Genomic DNA, 18,029 nt, shown 5'->3' on the forward strand with positions numbered 1-18,029 from the left:
ACCGGTGCCTACCGTGGAATGGTGACGCCCGTGATCCGCTCGGCCGCGCTCCTCTCGGCGCTTGGCGCGGGCTGGCTCGTCGCCTGGCAGTTCGGACTTCGTGATGTCGACCGGTCGCCGGTGTACGGGTTCTTCATCAGCGCGCTGCTCGGATTCGGTTTGTACGCGAGCACCAGCGGGATCGTGATCGCGGAATTCCGCAGGCAACTGCGCACGGTGGTGCTGGCGGTCACGATCGGCGTGCTGGCGAAAGTCGCGCTGATCTTCGGCGTGATGTTCTTCGCGTTCCGCGACCCGACCCACCTGGTCCTCGCGGTGGCGGTGGCGCAGATCGACCCGCTGTCGGTCGCCGCGATGCACGCGAAGTCGCGGATGTCGGACTCGGCGAAGGCGCTGCTGTCGGCGTGGGCGTCGTTCGACGACCCGATCACGGTGCTGCTCACGGTCTACATCACCGCGTTCGCGCTCGGGGGCGGCGCGGTCGGCGGCGTGGGCTCGTTCGCGGTCGACCTGGTGCTGAACCTGGCGCTGGCCGGGGTGGCGTTCATGCTGTGGACCCTGGTGCGCGGGCGGGTGCGGCGGGCCGAGGCCGGTGGCCGCGCGGTCCGGTACGCGGTGCGCGCGGTGATGGTGGTGGCGGTGCTCGCCATCGGTTTCGTCGCGGTGCGGCACTCGCTGCTGCCGGCGCTGGCGGTGCTGGGCCTGTTCTTCCGGCCGAACCTGGGCCGGTGGGTGGACGGGCTGGCGCAGGCGGGCATGTTCCTGGCCATCGCCGCGGTCGGGCTGGTGCTGGCCGCCGAGTTCAGCTGGGCGCTGGCCGGGGTCGGCGCGGTGCTCGGCGCGGCGGCGTTCGGCGCGCAGGCCGTGGTGGCGTTCGGGCTGACGGTGCCGAAGCGGTGGCGCGGCGACCGGGTGCGGCTGGCGCTGGGCCAGCAGAACGGGCTGACCGCGATCATCCTGGCGCTGCTGCTGGAACCGGTGTTCCCGGGCGTCATCGCGGTGGTGGCGCCGGCCGTCGTGGTGGTGAACCTGCTGCACGCCGTGTCGAACGGCGCCTACGACCGCTGGTCGGCGGCCCGTCAGGCGACCGCTCCGCCGGTGCCCGTGCGCCGGCCGACGCGCGTGCCGAGGGTGCCGCTCAAGCCCGCGCCCGCGCCGCAGACGGCGACGGCCTACCGGGTCAAGCCCACGCCCTGAGCGGCCGCGCCCGCGCTCTGGGCGTCGGCGCTCACGCCGGGGACGAGCGGAAGACCGCGCGCCGCACGCGCGGGCTCAGGTTGCGCAACGCCTCGTGCACGCGGGCGCGGCGCGAGCCCTGGCCCACCTCGGCCACCAGCCCGCCCGCCCGCGCCGACCACGGCGGCAGCTTGAACAGCGGGTCCAGCAGGAACAGCGGCAGGAACTCGACGATCCCGTCGTAGATGCCGCACAGCTCCTCCAGCCGGTCCTGCGCGTCACCGTCCTCGGGCGCCTGGTACCACTGCGACACCGCGGCCCGGAACGCCTGCACGGCCTTGCGCATGAACTCCGCCTGCGCGGCGGCCTGGGTGAACTCCGGTGTCCGCAGCCGCCGGTGCACGGCCTCCTGGGTGGTCGTCGGCGCGTGGTCGAACGCCTCCTCGAACATCACGTCGACCTGCGTCAGGTCCTCCAACGCGTCCACCGCGTCCCGGAACAGCCGCTCCACCTCGCCGGGCAGCCTGCTCGCCGCCGCCTCCGCCGCGCGGCCCGGCGGGCCGCCCGCCAACGCGCCGAGCTGCCGCTGGATCGCGCCGAGCTGCCGGTCCGACGACGCCCGCACCCCGTCCATGTGCTCGGCCAGGTGCTCGATGAACCCGTAGATGCTCGACTGCTGCTTGGCCAGCTGGTCCATCCGCCACCGCAGCGCCGACAGCGGGTCCGCGTCGCCCGGCGGTCGCCGCGACGCGCTCACCAGCGACTTGAAGTCGTCGGCGAACGTCCGGTCGACGTACACCAGCGGCTCGCGGCCGAGCAGCTCCCGCAGCTGGATCGCCACGCCGTCCGCCACCACGCCGTTGACCAGCAGGATCAGCTCGGCGTCCGGCTCGGCCTCGCGCACCGCGGAGATCCGCCGCCGCACCGCGCCGAGGTCCCCGTTCTCCAGCAGGGACCGGGTGATCAGCACGGCGCAGCCGGTCGTGTGCTCGGGGAAGGTGACCCAGAAGTCGGCGAGCGAGTCCTCGGCCGTGCCGAGCAGGTGCCGGTGCAGGTAGTCGAGGCCGTTCGCGTCCAGCAGCCGGCGGACCACGCCGTCGACGTCGTCGGAGCTCAACGACCCGAACAGGTCGCGCGCCGCCTGCCGCACCATGTCCTCGGTGACCGCGAACTCGTGGCCGGGCGTGCGGGACAGGTCGTCGGCCATCCGGAACACCCGGTGGCACAGCCGGATCACGTTGCGGGCGTTGCCCCTGGCGAGGTCGCGCAGGTACCGCGTGGTGTCGACGGTGAACGGCGCGAGCTGCCGAGAGCCGAACACCTGCTCCTGCGCCAGCTCGACGAACTCGCGCACCTCGCCCTGGCTGAGCCCCGACATGACCACCGTGTACGGGATGCGCTGCCGCACCGCCGCGGGCAGCACGGACTTGAAGTCCGGCAGCCCGCACAGCACCAGGCACGCGCCTGCCTTGGCGAACACCTGCAACAACGTCTGGAACGCGGCCATGGTCCGGGCCTGCGGGCGGCTGTCGGCGGAGAAGATCTTGTCCAGCTCGTCGACCGCCAGCACGAACCGCCGCTGCCGGCCGCCGAACAGCAGGGCGAACACGCCCATCGCCTCCAGCGCGGCCACCTCGGTGTCGATCGGCGTGTCGATGCCGCGTTCCACCAGCACCTGGTCCGGCGCGCCGCCGAGCAGCCACGACCACACCGAGTGCTCGAACCCCGGCCGCAGCAGCAGGGTGAGCGCGGTGCCGAAGTCCTTGTCGTTGGTCACCTCGCGCAGCGTGTCCTGGACCTTGCGCAGCAACGCGCTCTCCATCAGGCCCAGCCGTTCGACGACCTCCTGCGGCTCCAGCTGCCTGCTGCCCAGCCACTCCAGCATGTCGCTGGTCAGGCCGCTGCTCTGCAACGAGTCCGCGACGATGTCCGCGTAGTACTCGCTGACCTGCGCCCGCACGCCCTCGCGGCCGAGCTTCTGCATGAACCGCCGGTACAGCTCGATGAAGCTCTCCGCGGTCGCGTCGAGGTACAGCGCGTGCGTCGGGTCGGCCAGCACCTGCCGGGCGTGCCGGACCAGCCGCACGGCGAGGTGCGTCTTGCCGGTGCCGTAGTCGCCGAGCACGGCCACCACGGTGCCGGTGCGGTCACGGCCGCCGCGCGCGGGCGGCGCGTCCAGGTAGGACGTGAGGTGCGCGAGCGCCTGCCGCGTCGCGTCGGTGGTGATCGCCACGTCGACCGCGTCGGGGTCGGCGTCGAAGTCCGTGATCCGGGCGACCGCCATCGGCGAGAAGGGGTTCTTCCGCGAGGGCGGGAGATCGCTGCGGTCGCTCATGGCCCATTCACCGGTCCATTCCGGGACTTCGTGTTCAAGAACGCCCTGATGTCCTCGACGGTCACCAGGTCGGTCTCGCTGTACCCTAGTCCCGTGTCACGTTTGTGTTCGTAAGTGCCATGTAAAAATCTTTGCAGCATGGCGACCGATTGGCAGTGCTTGGCCACCAGTTCGATCGCGCCATCACTCATCCGTGGATAACTGCCCGCTTCCGCGTGGCGCGCCAGCCGGTCCTCGGCGAATCGTTGCGCGTCACCGGTGTCGAGCGGGCCGACGTGCAGGGCGATCGGCGGCACCCAGGTTTCCAGTTGCCGCACGACGTCGGCCACCTCGTCCGTGCTCAAATACGCGGATTCGGTGAGGAACAGCACTTTCGCGCTGTTGAGCGTCCGGGTGTAGCGGATCACCTCGTCCACCAGCTCGTTCGGGCTGGGCAGCAGCACGATCAGCGCGACGTCCTCGCGCAGCGCCTGGCCGAGGCGCGGGAACACGCGGCGCGGCACGTCCCGGACCGCGTCCAGCCGGTCCTCGCTCTCCTGGCGCAGCGCGCCCGCGTCCACGAGCAGGTCGAACATCCGGTCGCACACCTCGGCGGTGCGCTGGTCGATGGACAGCTCCTGGTCGGTCGGCAGGCAGCCGGTCAGGTCGAGCACGAGGCCCCGCATGTCCCGCCGGCCGAGCTCGCCGACGACCCAGTCCGCGCACCGGTTGACCAACGCGGTCTTGCCGCACCCGGACTCGCCGGTGACCAGCGCCAGGCGGCCGTACTCCAGCAGGACGCCCAGGTCGCCCATCTCCTGGCGGAACAGGTCGAAGGCCTCTTCGGTGCCGTCGACGGGCACGTAGTAGTCGCGGTGCGCCGGCCGGTGCCACGGGCGCAGCGGGCGCATCGGCGTGCTCTCCCAGCCCGGCAGCGGGAACGGGTTGACCCGGGGCGCGGTCACCACGGCGCCACCGACCCGGTCACGCGCGGCAGCGCGGCGGCTCGACCGGCCCGCCCGCCGTCCATGCCCACCCCCGTCGCCTCGCGGCGGCCTAGCGAAAGCTTCAGCCTACCGACGGAGAGTCGCACACGGGCACGGATCCGTTAACCGGCGCACCCCGTTCGGCCCATCCCGGTTGGTGCTGCCGGGACCGGACGCGGTGGCCGCGGTCGACGCTGAGGTGATCACCCGCGGCGAACGGGCTCACCAGGGCGAGGGCGCGTAGTCCTTCAGGAAGCAGCCGTACAGGTCCTCGCCCAGCTCGCCGCGCACGATCGGGTCGTAGACCCTGGCCGCGCCGTCGACCAGGTCCAGCGGCGCGTGGAAGCCCTCGGCGGCCAGCCGCATCTTGGTCGGGTGCGGCCGCTCGTCGGTGATCCAGCCGGTGTCGACGGCGGTCATGAGGATGCCGTCCTCGGTCAGCATCTCCTCGGCGCTGGTGCGGGTCAGCATGTTCAACGCGGCCTTGGCCATGTTCGTGTGCGGGTGGCCCGGGCCCTTGTAGGCGCGGCTGAACTGGCCTTCCATCGCCGAGACGTTCACCACGTACTTGCGGCGCGCGGGCGAGGCGGCCATCGCCGGCCGCAGCCGGGAGATCAGGATGAACGGCGCGGTGCTGTTGCACAGCTGCACTTCCAGCAGCTCGACCGGGTCCACCTCGTCGACCCGCTGCACCCAGCTGTTGACCGGCGCCTCGTCGGGCACCAGGCCGCCCGCGTCGATCTCCCGGGACCCGGCGGTCAGCGCCAGGGCCGTGACCGCCGGGATGGTGTCGGCCAGCGTGCCCGCCAGCGCCACCGGGTGCGCGGACGTGGTGTGCCCGAAGGTGACCAGCTCGGGCAGCGCGCCGGACGGCAGCCGGCTCGGGTTGAGCGGTTCGGCCTCGGCGGCCACCAGCGGCGCGTAGGCGCCGGCCGAGCGGCGCACGGTCTGCGCGGCGTTGTTGATCAGGATGTCGAGCGGCCCGGCGGCGGCCACCGAGTCGGCCAGCTGCACGACCTGGGCCGGGTCGCGCAGGTCGATGCCGACCACGCGCAGCCGGTGCAGCCAGTCGGCGCTGTCGGGCATGGACGCGAACCGGCGCACCGCGTCGCGCGGGAACCGGGTGGTGATGGTGGTGTGCGCGCCGTCGCGCAGCAGCCGCAGCGCGATGTACATGCCGATCTTGGCGCGGCCGCCGGTGAGCAGGGCGCGCTTGCCGGTCAGGTCCGCGCCCTGGTCGCGCTTGGCCCGGTTCAGCGCCGCGCAGTCCGGGCACAGCTGGTGGTAGAACGCGTCGACCTCGGTGTAGCGCTTCTTGCACGTGTAGCAGGACCGGGCGCGCAGCAACGTGCCCGCCTTCGCACCGGGTTCCGGCTCGCGCAGCAGCACGCCGCGGGTCTCGTCGTCGATGCGGGACGGCGAGCCGGTCGCGGTCGCCTCGATGACGGCGCGGTCGGCGGCCGTGACGGTGGCCCGGCGGTCGGCCTTGCGGCGCTTGCGGAGGCTCTTCCAGATGCCGGCGGTGGCCCGGCGGACGGCTACCGCGTCCGGGTGCTCGGTGTCCAGTTCGTCCACTTGGGTGAGCACCCTTAGGGCGATTTGCAGTTCGGCGGGGTCAATCGACACGTCCAGCACTCTACCTGCGGTGAAATCCGACCCCGGACGGGTGAAATTCACGTGAGCCGGCGCTAGGGTGCCCGGCATGCCTACAGCGGGTACCGGGCCGCGGGTGCGGCGACTGGCCCATCCCGACGCCGACATCCGGGCGCGTGCCCTCGGCCTGCCGCGTGGCCGGCCGGTCCTGGCGGTGTTCGGCTCGGCCGACGCGCTGAGCACCGACCTCGCCGCCGCCGTGCTCCCGGTGCTGCGCGCGGTGCTCGCGACGGCGGCGGGTGCGGACGCGGTCGTGGTCACGGCGGGTGCGGACGTGGGCGTCACGCACCTGGTCGGCCTGGCCGCCGAGTCGCTGGAGGGCCGGTGGCCGCGGCTGGTCGGCGTCGCGCCGTCCGGTCGGGTCGCGGCGGAGGACGCGGAGCCCGCGGACGGTGAGGTGCGGCTCAACGTGAACCACGACACGGCGGTGCTCGTGCCGGGGTCGAAGTGGGGCGAGGAGCTGCCCGCGCTGTTCCGCGCGGTGGACGCCGTGACCGGGCCGAAGCGCCCGGCGCTCGCGGTGCTGGTCGGCGGCGGCGAGGTGGCGCGGGCCGCCCTGGTCGACCACCTGGGCCGCGACCGGCCGCTGCTCGTGCTCGCCGGCACGGGCGGGCTGGCCGACGAGATCGCGAGCGGCAAACCCGCGACCGCCCCCACCGCCGAGCCCGCTGCCACGCCCGATGTCGCCACGCCCGATGCCGCCGCCGGTGTGGAGGGCGCTGTCGCCGAGGTCGAGACCGCGAAGGGCTCGGCCGCCGCCATCCCCGCACCACCCGCCGCCACGCCCGCCGGGTCCGTCACGCAGGCCGTCGTGGCCGAGCGCGACGACGACCTCGCCGTGCTGGTGCGCAGCGGCCAGGTCGCCGTGGTGCACCTGGACGAAGGCGCGGACAAGGTGGCGGCCGTGTTGCGGCGCGTGCTGGGCAACCGGCCCGGCGCCAAGCTGCACGCCGACGTGCCGCCGCCCGCCGTGTGGCCCCGGGTGCGGTTCCGCGCGCCCGAGCCGCACCCCGTGATCGACCCCGGCTACGTGCTGGACTACCCGCTGCTGGCCGACGCGATCCACGAGGCCAACCAGGTGGTGGCCCCCGTGCTGCACGAGTGCGAGGTCGCCGCCCTCCGCGCCCGCGACCGCGCCCGCCTGCTGGTGGTGCTCGCCATCGCCGCCGGGTTCGGCACCACGGTGTTCGCCGCGTTGCAGGTCTGGCTGCGCGACGAGCCGTGGCCCGGTGTGCTGCTCGCCGTGTCCGGCGCGGCGGCGGCGGTGCTCGCGGTCGTGGCGCGGTCCGGCGAGGACCCCGACGCCAAGGTCCGGGCCGAGCAGCTGCGCGCCCTGTACTTCGACCACCTCGCCGCACCACCCGCCGTCGACGACGCCGAGCGCGATGAGCGCGCCCGCGAGTTGGCGACGGCCGTGGCGCGGCTCCGGCACGAATCGGTGAGCCGCACATGACCCGCGCCGCGACGGTGGTCGACGACCACCGCGAGCAGTTCCTCCGCGCCTACCTGCGGCACCGGGTCGGCGAACGCCTCGCCGGGTTCGAGCAGGCCCAGGCCCGCTACACCGCCGCCCGCCGGTGGACCACGGGCCTCTCGGTGCTGCTGTTCACCGCGGCGGCGGCGTTGGGCGCGGTGGCCGTGGCCGACGACGGGCGGCGCGCGCTGTGGGCGTTCCTGGCGACGGTCGCGGCGGCGTCGGCCACCGCGATCACCGTCTACGAGGCCGCGTTCTCGTTCCGCGCGCTGTCCCGCCGGTCCGCGAACGGCGTGGCGTTGCTGCACCTGCTGCAAGCGCACGGCGCGCCCGAGGGCGAGGACGGCGTCAACGCGTTCCGCACCGAGGTGGAGAGCGTGCTGCGGCACGCCGATCGCTGACCGGCCGCCCGGGTTTCGCGTTCCCGAAGGACGAGCGGACCGCGCCGGTGGCCGCGCCGCCGGCCGGGTCCCGCCCGCCGGCACGCTCCGACCTGCGGTACGGCCGGGTCGGAGGCGCACCGGCGCGGCTCGGCGGGGGACCGCCGACCGAACCCGCCGCGCGCTCGTGGCGAACGAGCGTGCTCAAGCGTGTGGCCGCCGCGCACGGTGATCTATAGGTTCTGGCGGTGGGCCGTTCGGTGGCAATGGTTTTCCGCCCCGGCGTGCCGTGGCGATAACCTCCGGCGCCCCGCGCCCGAGCGTTCGCCGTTGACAACGTCGGATTCCGGTCGGCGCTGGGAGAGCAACCGTGGGACACGTGGAGCCTGCCGCCGTGGTGGGGCGATAGCCGTGGAGATGCGCCGACTCGACCCGGGCGAGCTGGTCCGGGACAGCGGGCTGGTGGCCCGCAGGCTGATGCCGTGGCCGCTGGTGAACGCGCCGTTCGACGGTTCGTGGTGCGTGGTGCAGCCGGGCGCGGCGTCGAACACGCACGCCCACCGCGAGCACGAGGTCTGGGTGGCCGTCCAGGGCGCGGCGGAGATCGTCACCGACGAGGGCCGGTCGCCGTTCGCGGCGGGCGACATCGTGCACTTCCGCCCGTACGAGGAGCACCAGCTCGTCAACGACGGCGAGGCCGACTTCCAGTTCTTCGCCGCCTGGTGGGACGTGGAGATGGCCGAGCGGTTCAGCGCGCGCGACGAAGACGCCCGCTGAACCGCCCTTCCCGCGGAACCGCGCAACGGGCATTGTCGTCACAGTCGCGTCTCTGCTGGTGAACCTTCAACGCGACCGGGGGTCGGGGTGGAGTTCCGGATCCTGGGCCCGGTCGAGGTCCGGCGGGACGGCGCGCAGCCGGGTCCGCTGCGGCGCAAGCCGAGCCAGGTCCTGGCCGTGCTCGCGGCGCACTGCGGCAGACCGGTGCCGGTGGACCGGCTGCTCGACCTGGTGTGGGGCGACGACCTGCCGCCACGCGCCCGCAAGTCCCTCCAGGTGCACGTCTCCGCGCTGCGCGGCGCGGGCGTGCCGGTGACGCACCAGGACGCCGGGTACGTGCTGCGGGCCGAACCGGACCAGGTGGACGCCCTGCGGTTCCGCGACCTGACCGCGCGGGCCGCCCGCACCGACGACCTGGAGCACCGGCGCGACCTCTACACCCGGGCGCTGGCGCTGTGGCGCGGCACGCCGCTGGCCGGCGCGGCCTCCGAACCGCTGCGGGCCTGGCTCTGCGCGCCGCTGGAAGCCCACCACCTGGCCACCCTGGAAGCGGCCATCGACACCGACCTGGCACTGGGCAGGCACGCCCAGGCGGCGGAGGCGCTGACCCCGCTGGTGGCCGAGCACCCGTTCTCCGAGAACCTGCGCTACCAGCTCATGACGGCGCTGCTGGCGTGCGGCCGCAGGACCGAGGCGCTGCGCGTCTTCCAGGACGTCCGCCGCACCCTGGCCGACGAGCTCGGCGTGCCGCCCGGACCGCAACTGCGCGAGCTGTACCGCGATGCGCTGGGCGTTTAGGCGGCGCTTTACCGCACGCCGCTACCTTCGCCGGGCCGGGACGACCGGCGACGAGAGGACTCCGGGCCGCGGACCAGTGCTGGGCGGCACCCAGGCCCGCGGCCCGGGACCTCGACGCGCCGGCGGCGCCGGTCGGGACGTCAGCTGGCCGCCACGGTCAACCCGGTGGCGGCGAGCTTCGCCGTGCGGGGACCGTGCGCCCAGATCCGCTCCTGGTAGGCGCGCAGCAGCGCCGCGTGGATCTCGTCGACGTACTCGGCCGCCGCGCAGTCCCGCCGCCACACCACCGTCACCCGCCGGTGCACCGGGTTGCCCACGATCGGCTTCAGCAGCACGCCGGGCAGGTCGTGGCCGGTCGGGAAGAAGCACGCCACGGTGTGCCCCGAGCGCACCAGCTCCGACGCCGACGCCGGGTCGACCCCGAAGTGCGCGCACCGCGGCGTGAACCCGGCCGCCTCGCACGCCAGGTGCAGGTTCAGCCTCCCGCCGCCGTAGCTCTCGTCGGGCACCGCCCACTCCTCGTCGGCCAGTTCGGACAGCCGAATCTCGTTGCGCGCCGACAACCGGTGCCCGACCGCGATCCCGACCAGCATCGGTTCCGTCACGACGGTCCGGCAGCCGGCCTGTTCGGGAATCCGCAGTGGACTCTGGGGGAACTCCGTGACCAGCGCCAAGTCCAACTTCCCCGCGCGCACCAGGTCCAGCACCGCGTCGCTGGTGCGTTCGAGGTGCGTGGTCTGCGGGTGCGCCGGCAGCAGCGAGCGCACCACGCCGACCAGCAGCGGCGTCAGCGACCCGGCCACACCGCCGAGCCGGATGCCCGTGACGTCGCTCTCCGCGGCCAGCTTGCGCGCGGTCACCAGCAGGTCGTCGAACCGTTCCACCAGGTCACGGGACCGCAGCACGACGTGGCGGCCGAGCTCGGTCAGCTCGACCCCGTCGGTGCGCCGCAGGAACAACGGACCACCGAAGCCCCGCTCGATGCGCCGCAACTGCGCGGTCAACCCGGCCTGCGCGATCTTCAGCAGTGAGGCGGCCCGGCTGATGCTGCCCGCTTCCGCCACGGTCAGCACGACGTGGAGATGCCTGAGCTCCATGTTCACTGCGGCAGCCTAGGGCAACAAGACAAACCGAACACCGATCGCGGAGACCGGTCGGGGCGAGGACCGGGCGCCGCGGTGAACCCCTGCCCGTTGCTCCAACAGGAGCATAACTGGCGAGTTATCGCCACCTCACACCTCCCGCCGCGCTCACCGGTTCGACCACCCTGCTGGTGGCCGCCACCGAACACCGAGGAGGTGTGAGCGACATGACGAAAGCGTTGCGGCTGCGACGCCTTTCCCGTCCGCGCGACGACAGGTACCTCTTCGTCCCGCTCGACCACAGCGTCTCGGACGGTCCGGTGGTGCCGCGCGACCGGTGGCACGAGCTCATCGACTCCGTCGTGGTCGGCGGCGCCGACGCCATCATCGTCCACAAAGGACGCGTGCGGACCATCGACCCGGCCGTGCTCGCCGGCTGCGCGCTGGTCGTCCACCTCAGCGCGGGCACCGCGCACGCCGCCGACACCAACGCCAAGGTCATCGTCGGCGAGGTCGACGAGGCGCTGCGGCTGGGCGCCGACGCGGTGAGCGTGCACGTCAACATCGGATCGGACACCGAGGAGCGCCAGCTCGCCGACTTCGGCGTGGTCGCCAAGGCGTGCGACGAGTGGAACGTGCCGCTGATCGCCATGGTCTACCCGCGCGGCCCGCGCATCACCGACCCCGACGACCCCGCGCTGCTCGCCCACGTGGTCAACATCGCGGTCGACCTCGGCGCCGACATCGTCAAGACCAACCTCGCGCGACCCACCCAGCGGATGACCGACGTGATCGCCAGCTGCCCCATCCCGGTCCTCGTCGCGGGCGGCCCCGCCACCGGCGGCAGCGTGGTCGACCACGCCCGCACCGCGATGGGGGTCGGCTGCGCCGGCCTGGCCGTCGGCCGCCGCGTGTTCACCGCGCCCGCGCCCATGTCACTGGTCGCGGAACTGGCCTCGATCGTCCACGACGACACCGAAGCGGACCTGGTCCGCGCCATGACGGGCGTCGTGGCCTCGTCATGAGCTTGTCGCCAACGGCCGCCGCCGGTCATCCGACCGGCGGCGGCCCGTCCGCACGCCGATCGGGCTCTCACCCCTTGGAGAACCGTTGAAGTTCGCCTGGATCGACCTCCGAACCGTCCCCGAAGCGCACCGCGAAGCCGTCGTGGACGCCGCCGTGCACGCCCGCCTCGCCGGCGTCGTCTCCGACGACCCGGCGCTGCTGGACACGCTGCCGCCCACGATCACCCGCGTGCTCGTCACCGACGCGGCGGTCGACAGCCCGCACCTGGTCACCGTCGTCGTCGACGACCAGGACGCGCTCGACCGGCTCACCACCGACGCGGCGTTCGTGCAGGTCCGCGACGACCGCACGCTCAAGCTCGCGTGCGCCGCGGCCGTGCGGCTCGGACACGCGGTGGTCGCGTTCACCGACCCGACGAAGATCCCGCTGGAGATCGTCATCGCGGCCGCCGACGGCGCGTCCGGCAAGCTGGTCACCGTCGTGGCCGACCTCGAAGAAGCCGCGATCGTGCTCGACGTGCTGGAACACGGCTCCGACGGCGTGCTGATGGCCCCGCGCGACGCCAACGACGTGTTCAAGCTGGCCAGGCTGCTCGAAGCGACCACCGCGCCCCTCGACCTCACCACCCTCACCGTCGACGGCATCACCCACAACGGCCTCGGCGACCGCGTCTGCGTCGACACCGCCTCGCACTTCCAGGAGGACGAGGGCATCCTCGTCGGCTCGTTCTCCTCCGGCTTCATCCTCTGCTGCAGCGAGACCCACCCGCTGCCCTACATGCCGACCCGGCCGTTCCGGGTCAACGCCGGCGCCCTGCACTCCTACGTGCTCGGACCGGACAACCGCACCAACTACCTGTCCGAACTGCGCTCGGGCAGCACGGTGCTCGCCGTCAACTCCGAGGGCCGCACCCGCAAGCTCACCGTCGGCCGGGCCAAGCTCGAATCGCGCCCGATCCTGACCATCACCGCGCACTCGCCCGAGGGCGTCGAGGTGAGCCTCACCGTGCAGGACGACTGGCACGTGCGGGTGCTCGGCCCCGGCGGGAAGGTCCGCAACGTCACCGAGCTGCAACGCGGTGACGAGCTGCTCGGCTACATCGCGACCGAGCAGCGGCACGTGGGCATCCCCATCGGCGAGTTCTGCAAGGAGACCTGAGCCAAGATGCGCGAGTTCGTCACCGACCTGTTGTCCCGTCAAGGCGACGACGTGCCGGTGTTCAGCCACGAGCACACCGTGACCCACGGCGCGTTGCGCGCGTCCGTCGCCGCCGAGGCGAGCCTGTTCGCCGCCTCCGGGGTGGGGGAGGGCAGCACGGTCGCGCTGCACGTGCCACCGAGCTTCACCCAGCTGGAGGTGGTGCTGGCCCTGTGGAGCCTCGGCGCCCGGGTGGTCTCCATCGACCACCGGCTCAAGCCCGCCGAGGTCGAGGTGCTGCGCGAGCTGACCCGGCCGCAGTTCGTCGTGCGGGCCACCGGCCGGCCCGGCGCCGCCTTCCGCGAGCGCCACGAGCTGGTGACCGAGCCGAAGCCCGACGGCCGGCCCGCGGCGACCCGCCACCGCCTGGTCCAGTTCACCTCCGGCTCCACCGGCCGGCCCAAGGTCGTCGGCCGCAGCACCGAGTCGATCATCCGCGAGGTGATGCGGTTCGGCGCGGCCGAGGGCATGCCGGGCCGCGGCGAGCGGCTGCTGCTGCTCAACTCCACCGCCCACAGCTTCGGCCTGATGGGCGGGCTGCTGCACGCGCTGGCGACCGGCGTGCACCTCGTGTTCGCCGGCCGGCCGACGGCGGAGGACGTCCTGCGGACCGCCGCGCGGCACGAGGTCGACTTCATCACCGGCTTGCCGTTCCACTTCGCGCTGCTCGCGGCGGCCGCCCACCCGTCGGCGCTGCGCACCGCGCGCGGTGCGTTCGCGGGCGGCGAGCTGATGCCGCCCGACGTGGCCGAGCGGTTCGCCGCCGCCTACGGCTTCCCGGTCGGCGAGTGCTTCGGCACCACCGAGACCGGCGCGCTGACCGTGGACGTGGCGGGCACGACCCGGCCGGCCGTGGGCAAGCCGCTGTCCGACACCACGATCCGGGTGCGGGACGGCCTCGTCGAGGTCGCGCTGGACCAGTCGCCGTACCTCGACGAGGGCGACCCCACCCGATACCTGGACGGGTGGTTCCGGACGGGTGACCGCGGCGAGTTCGACGCGGACGGCAACCTGCGGCTGCTCGGCCGCGCCGACTCGCTCGTCGTCGTGCGCGGCAGCAACGTGGACCTGACCCAGGTCGAGGCCGCGCTGCGCGCGCACCCGCTGGTCACCGAGGCGATCGCGGTGCACGACACGGTGATCGAGGCCTACGTCGCGACCTCGTCCGCCGCGCTGACCCCGGACGAGGTCGCCGCGTGGTGCGCCGAGCGGCTGGCCGAGTTCAAGCAGCCGCAGCGGGTGCACGTGCTGCCCGCGCTGCCGCGCACCGCGGGCGGCAAGCTCGTGCGCAACCCCAGGGCGCTCGCCGACGCGCGATGATCGCCGGTGTGGCAGGGTGGGCGTCGTGGAACAAGTAGTGCTCCTGGACGAGTCCGGTGCCGGGATCGGCGTGGCCGACAAGGCCTCCGTGCACCACGCGTCCACCCCGCTGCACCTGGCGTTCTCGTCCTACCTGTTCGACGGGGCGGGCCGGCTGCTGCTGACCAGGCGCGCCCTGCACAAGAAGACGTGGCCGGGCGTGTGGACCAACTCGTGCTGCGGCCACCCGGCGCCCGACGAGCCGGTGGCCGCGGCCGTGTCGCGGCGGCTGGTCGACGAGCTCGGCCTCGCCGACGTGACCCTCGACCTGGTGCTGCCCGCGTTCCGCTACCGGGCGGTGATGGAGAACGGCGTCACCGAGAACGAGATGTGCCCGGTGTTCCGCGGCCTGGTCGCCGGCGACCCGGAGCCGAACCCGGACGAGGTCGACTCGTTCGAGTGGGCGCCGTGGGCCGAGTTCGCCCCGGCCGTCCTGGCCGGCGCCCGCCCGGTCTCGCCGTGGTGCGCCCTCCAGGTCGCCGAGCTGTGGGCCTTCGGTCCGGACCCCCTGACCTGGCCGACCGCCTCCCCGGCCGCCCTCCCCCCGGCCGCCCGCACCTAGGCCACCGCGAGAGTCCTACCTCCACGTCGCGCGTGTCCAACGTTCCGGTCGCGCGTGTCCTGCGTTCGGAACACCCGAGTTGAACGCTCAGCCCAGAGAGCGCTCTCTGGGCCGCTGTTCCGGGATGACCGGAACTGCCTCCTTTCCTTGACTGATACAGGAGGCCGTCTTACGTTCCGCTGTGAGAGCGCTCTCTGAACCTTCCCCGCAACGCCCTTCGAAAGGGGAGTCGTGATCCCCACCATTCGCCGATGGCGTCGTCTGGTCACCGCACTCGCCGTCACGGCCCTGGCCGCGTCCGCGCTGACCTTCGTCACCTCTCCCGCCTCCGCGGCGCCGGTCCTGCTGTCCCAGGGCAAACCCGTCACCGCCTCCTCCACCGAGAACGGCGGCACGCCCGCCTCCGCCGCCGTCGACGGCAACACCGGCACCCGCTGGTCCAGCGCCGCGGCCGACCCGCAGTGGCTCCGGGTCGACCTCGGCTCGTCCACCGCCATCAGCCAGGTCATGCTGAACTGGGAGAACGCCTACGCGCGCTCCTTCCAGCTGCAGACCTCGGCCGACGGCAACGCCTGGAACACCATCGCCACCGCGTCCGGCAACGTCGGCGTGCAGACGCTGAACGTCTCGGCCACCGCGCGGTACGTCCGCGTCTACACCACCGCCCGCGCCACCCAGTACGGCGTGTCGCTGTGGGAGTTCCAGGTCTTCGGCGTCACCAACTCCAGCGGCCCGATCGTGCGGGTCGCCGAGTTCCTGGCGGAGTGCCCCTACAGCCACCGCCTGCCGGACGACCCGATCGTCGCCCCGAACCTGCCCGGCGCGTCGCACATGCACAGCTTCTTCGGCAACACCACCACCAACGCCCGCTCCACCGTCCAGTCACTGCTGGCCGGCACGAGCAACTGCAACCCGGGCGTCGACCTGTCCTCCTACTGGGTCCCCACCCTGTACGCGGACAACCAGCCCGTCGAACCGACCGGCACCACGTTCTACTACCTGGGCGAAGGCGTGCGCGACGACGTGATCGCGCGCATCCAGCCGTTCCCCCTGGGCCTGCGGATCGTGGCCGGCAACGCGAAGGCCACCCAGCCCGACGCCAGCACGATCTCGCGCTGGTCCTGCCTGCACGCGGGCCACGTCGGCGCGTCCAAGGACTTCGTGAACTGCCCGTCCGGCACCATGCTGGAGTCCTACCTGGACTTCCCGCAGTGCTGGAACGGCCGCGACCTGGACTCGGCGGACCACAAGAGCCACATGGCGTACCCGGTCAACGCGGACTGCCCGTCCACCCACCCGGTGCCGGTGCCGAAGCTGCGCCAGGTGCTGCGCTACCCGGTGAGCGGCGACCCGGCGCGGTTCAAGCTCGCCTCGGGACCCGGCTTCACCATGCACGGCGACTTCTTCAACGCGTGGCCGGAGGCGGAACTCGCCCGCCGGGTGCACGACTGCATCAACCCGATCATCAAGTGCGGCGCGGACGGCCGCCCATGAGGACCCCGATCCGCCTGGGCGCGGCGTTCGCCCTGCTCACCGCGCTCGTCATGCCGGTCACCGCGGTGCAGGCCGCGGAGTGCGGCACGGCCAACGCGGCGCTGAACGCACCCGCCACCGCGTCGTCGGTCGAGACCGGCAGCCCGTTCACGGCCGCCTCGGCGGTCGACGGCAACGCCGGCACCCGCTGGTCCAGCGCGTTCAGCGACCCGCAGTGGCTGCGGGTCGACCTCGGCGCGAGCCGGGAGGTGTGCGGCGCGACCCTCCAGTGGGAGGCCGCGTACGCCACGGCGTTCCAGCTCCAGGTCTCGGCCGACGGCTCGACGTGGACGACCGTCCACCAGACCACGACCGGCGCCGGCGGCACCCAGAACATCACCTTCACCGGCACGGGCCGCTACGTCCGGGTCTACACCACGGCCCGCGCCACCCAGTACGGCGTGTCGCTGTGGGAGTTCGCCGTGCGCACCGGCACGACCGGCGGCAACCCGCCGGGCGAGCAGCTGCTGTCCTACAACAAGCCCGCGTCCGCCTCGTCGTTCCAGGACGACGGCGCGTGCCCGGGCTGCACCCCCGCCAAGGCGCTGGACTTCAACCCGGCCACCCGCTGGGCCACCAACGCCACCACCGGCTGGGTCGACCCGGGCTGGATCTCCGTCGACCTGGGTGCGACCGCGCAGGTCAGCAAGGTCGTGCTGCAGTGGGACCCGGCGTTCGCCACCGGGTTCCAGATCCAGACCTCGACCGACAACACGAGCTGGACCACGATCCACACCGTCACCAACGGCACCGGGTTCAAGCAGACGTTCACCGTGTCCGGCACAGGCCGGTACGTCCGGGTGAACCTGACCAAGCGCAGTGGCCAGTACGGCTACTCGCTGTGGGAGTTCCAGGTCTACGGCACCGGCGGCAGCCCCACACCGCCACCGGCGCAGGCACCGGACCCCGGCAACCCGCTGCGGCTCGTGTGGAGCGACGAGTTCAACACCCCCGCGGGCACGCGGCCCGACGCGGCCAAGTGGCGGCCGGAGATCGGCACCGGCCAGAACGCGGAACTCCAGTACTACACCGACAACCGCAACGCGTTCACCGACGGCGCCGGCAACATGGTGCTGGAGGCCAGGCGGGAGGTCACGCCGGGCTCGGCGTGCCCGGTCGACCCGGTCAGCGGCAGCGGCACGTGCCAGTACACGTCGGCCAGGCTCATCACCGAGGGCAAGGCGTCGTGGACCTACGGCCGCATCGAGGCCAACGTCAAGGTCTCGGGCACCAAGGGCCTGTGGCCCGCCTTCTGGATGCTCGGCAACGACATCTTCAAGGGCACCCCGTGGCCCGCCAGCGGCGAGATCGACATCATGGAGCACCTGGGCCGCGAACCGAACACCGCGTACCAGACGATCCACGGCCCGGCGTACTTCGGCGGCGGCGGGATCGGGCAGGTGCGGGACATCGGCCAGGACTACGCCAACGCGTTCCACCTGTTCCGGGTCGACTGGAACAGCAAGGGCATGGTGTTCAGCATCGACAACGTGACCGTCCTCACCATCGACAAGGCGACGGTGGAGGCGACCCGGGGTCCGTGGGTGTTCGACAAGCCGTTCTTCATCCTGCTCAACAACGCGGTGGGCGGTGACTGGCCCGGCCCGCCGGACGCCACCACGGTCTTCCCGCAGCGCATGCTGGTCGACTACGTCCGCGTCTACCAGTGACGGGTGGGTGCGGTCCTGCCTCGGCGGGGCCGCACCTCCCGG

15 protein-coding genes are annotated in these 18,029 nt (G+C 72.9%); 11 read left to right on the top strand and 4 right to left on the bottom strand.

Going from position 1 to position 18,029, the window contains the following annotated elements; genetic code table 11:
* Positions 1-21 precede the first annotated feature (21 nt).
* Positions 22-1,197: a hypothetical protein gene (locus tag EDD40_RS33680; RefSeq protein ID WP_148088980.1), complete on the top strand. Its 1,176-nt coding sequence runs from the start codon at positions 22-24 to the stop codon at positions 1,195-1,197.
* 31 nt (positions 1,198-1,228) lie between these two features.
* On the opposite strand, the gene EDD40_RS33685 is transcribed toward EDD40_RS33680, so the two are convergent.
* The 3 genes from EDD40_RS33685 to EDD40_RS33695 form a co-directional block, all read right to left on the bottom strand.
* Positions 1,229-3,511 carry an ATP-binding protein gene (locus EDD40_RS33685; RefSeq protein WP_123746499.1) on the bottom strand — a complete coding sequence of 761 codons (2,283 nt, stop codon included), beginning with the start codon at positions 3,509-3,511 and terminating at the stop codon, positions 1,229-1,231.
* A complete protein-coding gene (locus EDD40_RS33690; protein ID WP_123746500.1) occupies positions 3,508-4,458 on the bottom strand; it encodes a hypothetical protein in 951 nt (316 codons plus the stop codon). Before EDD40_RS33690 ends, EDD40_RS33685 begins: the two co-directional genes overlap by 4 nt.
* Positions 4,459-4,698: 240 nt before the next feature.
* Positions 4,699-6,102, bottom strand: a complete 1,404-nt coding sequence (locus EDD40_RS33695; RefSeq protein ID WP_246038003.1) for an SDR family oxidoreductase — start codon at positions 6,100-6,102, stop codon at positions 4,699-4,701.
* A 76-nt stretch (positions 6,103-6,178) separates the two neighbouring features.
* Here EDD40_RS33695 and EDD40_RS33700 point away from each other — a divergent pair, with 76 nt between their 5' ends.
* From EDD40_RS33700 to EDD40_RS33715, 4 genes are all read left to right on the top strand, one after another.
* Positions 6,179-7,582, top strand: a complete 1,404-nt coding sequence (locus EDD40_RS33700) for a hypothetical protein (protein WP_170185281.1) — start codon at positions 6,179-6,181, stop codon at positions 7,580-7,582.
* Positions 7,579-8,004 carry a hypothetical protein gene (locus EDD40_RS33705; RefSeq protein WP_123746503.1) on the top strand — a complete coding sequence of 142 codons (426 nt, stop codon included), beginning with the start codon at positions 7,579-7,581 and terminating at the stop codon, positions 8,002-8,004. The genes EDD40_RS33700 and EDD40_RS33705 overlap by 4 nt, the downstream gene beginning before the upstream one ends.
* A gap of 396 nt (positions 8,005-8,400) precedes the next feature.
* The gene (locus EDD40_RS33710; RefSeq protein ID WP_123748481.1) at positions 8,401-8,760 is read left to right on the top strand and encodes a cupin domain-containing protein; all 360 of its coding nucleotides are present in this window, start codon (positions 8,401-8,403) and stop codon (positions 8,758-8,760) included.
* An 87-nt stretch (positions 8,761-8,847) separates the two neighbouring features.
* Positions 8,848-9,558, top strand: a complete 711-nt coding sequence (locus tag EDD40_RS33715; protein WP_123746504.1) for an AfsR/SARP family transcriptional regulator — start codon at positions 8,848-8,850, stop codon at positions 9,556-9,558.
* 140 nt (positions 9,559-9,698) lie between these two features.
* Here EDD40_RS33715 and EDD40_RS33720 read toward each other — a convergent pair whose 3' ends face one another.
* A complete protein-coding gene (locus EDD40_RS33720) occupies positions 9,699-10,655 on the bottom strand; it encodes a LysR family transcriptional regulator (RefSeq protein ID WP_236595220.1) in 957 nt (318 codons plus the stop codon).
* A 212-nt stretch (positions 10,656-10,867) separates the two neighbouring features.
* Between EDD40_RS33720 and EDD40_RS33725 the strand changes: the two genes are divergently transcribed.
* The 6 genes from EDD40_RS33725 (at position 10,868) to EDD40_RS33750 (ending at position 17,987) form a co-directional block, all read left to right on the top strand.
* Complete coding sequence (locus EDD40_RS33725) at positions 10,868-11,665, top strand: 2-amino-3,7-dideoxy-D-threo-hept-6-ulosonate synthase (protein ID WP_123746506.1); 798 nt, start codon at positions 10,868-10,870, stop codon at positions 11,663-11,665.
* 85 nt (positions 11,666-11,750) lie between these two features.
* Positions 11,751-12,824, top strand: a complete 1,074-nt coding sequence (locus EDD40_RS33730) for a 3-dehydroquinate synthase II family protein (RefSeq protein ID WP_123746507.1) — start codon at positions 11,751-11,753, stop codon at positions 12,822-12,824.
* A gap of 6 nt (positions 12,825-12,830) precedes the next feature.
* The gene (locus EDD40_RS33735; protein ID WP_123746508.1) at positions 12,831-14,183 is read left to right on the top strand and encodes a class I adenylate-forming enzyme family protein; all 1,353 of its coding nucleotides are present in this window, start codon (positions 12,831-12,833) and stop codon (positions 14,181-14,183) included.
* Between the two features lie 25 nt (positions 14,184-14,208).
* Positions 14,209-14,784 carry an isopentenyl-diphosphate Delta-isomerase gene (gene idi / locus EDD40_RS33740; protein WP_123748482.1) on the top strand — a complete coding sequence of 192 codons (576 nt, stop codon included), beginning with the start codon at positions 14,209-14,211 and terminating at the stop codon, positions 14,782-14,784.
* A 231-nt stretch (positions 14,785-15,015) separates the two neighbouring features.
* Positions 15,016-16,278 carry a DUF1996 domain-containing protein gene (locus EDD40_RS44645; protein WP_123746509.1) on the top strand — a complete coding sequence of 421 codons (1,263 nt, stop codon included), beginning with the start codon at positions 15,016-15,018 and terminating at the stop codon, positions 16,276-16,278.
* Positions 16,275-17,987 carry a discoidin domain-containing protein gene (locus EDD40_RS33750; RefSeq protein WP_123748483.1) on the top strand — a complete coding sequence of 571 codons (1,713 nt, stop codon included), beginning with the start codon at positions 16,275-16,277 and terminating at the stop codon, positions 17,985-17,987. Before EDD40_RS44645 ends, EDD40_RS33750 begins: the two co-directional genes overlap by 4 nt.
* The last annotated feature ends 42 nt before the right edge of the window (positions 17,988-18,029 follow it).

The sequence above is a fragment of the Saccharothrix texasensis genome, from assembly GCF_003752005.1.
Taxonomy (GTDB): Bacteria; Actinomycetota; Actinomycetes; order Mycobacteriales; family Pseudonocardiaceae; genus Actinosynnema; species Actinosynnema texasense.

Excerpts from the sequence above, each read along its gene's own strand:
- EDD40_RS33685 (WP_123746499.1), bottom strand. The coding sequence starts at position 3,511 with ATGAGCGACCGCAGCGATCTCCCGCCCTCGCGGAAGAACCCCTTCTCG.
- EDD40_RS33700 (WP_170185281.1), top strand. The coding sequence starts at position 6,179 with ATGCCTACAGCGGGTACCGGGCCGCGGGTGCGGCGACTGGCCCATCCC.
- EDD40_RS33705 (WP_123746503.1), top strand. The coding sequence starts at position 7,579 with ATGACCCGCGCCGCGACGGTGGTCGACGACCACCGCGAGCAGTTCCTC.
- EDD40_RS33710 (WP_123748481.1), top strand. The coding sequence starts at position 8,401 with ATGCGCCGACTCGACCCGGGCGAGCTGGTCCGGGACAGCGGGCTGGTG.
- EDD40_RS33720 (WP_236595220.1), bottom strand. The coding sequence starts at position 10,655 with ATGGAGCTCAGGCATCTCCACGTCGTGCTGACCGTGGCGGAAGCGGGC.
- EDD40_RS33725 (WP_123746506.1), top strand. The coding sequence starts at position 10,868 with ATGACGAAAGCGTTGCGGCTGCGACGCCTTTCCCGTCCGCGCGACGAC.
- EDD40_RS33735 (WP_123746508.1), top strand. The coding sequence starts at position 12,831 with ATGCGCGAGTTCGTCACCGACCTGTTGTCCCGTCAAGGCGACGACGTG.
- EDD40_RS33750 (WP_123748483.1), top strand. The coding sequence starts at position 16,275 with ATGAGGACCCCGATCCGCCTGGGCGCGGCGTTCGCCCTGCTCACCGCG.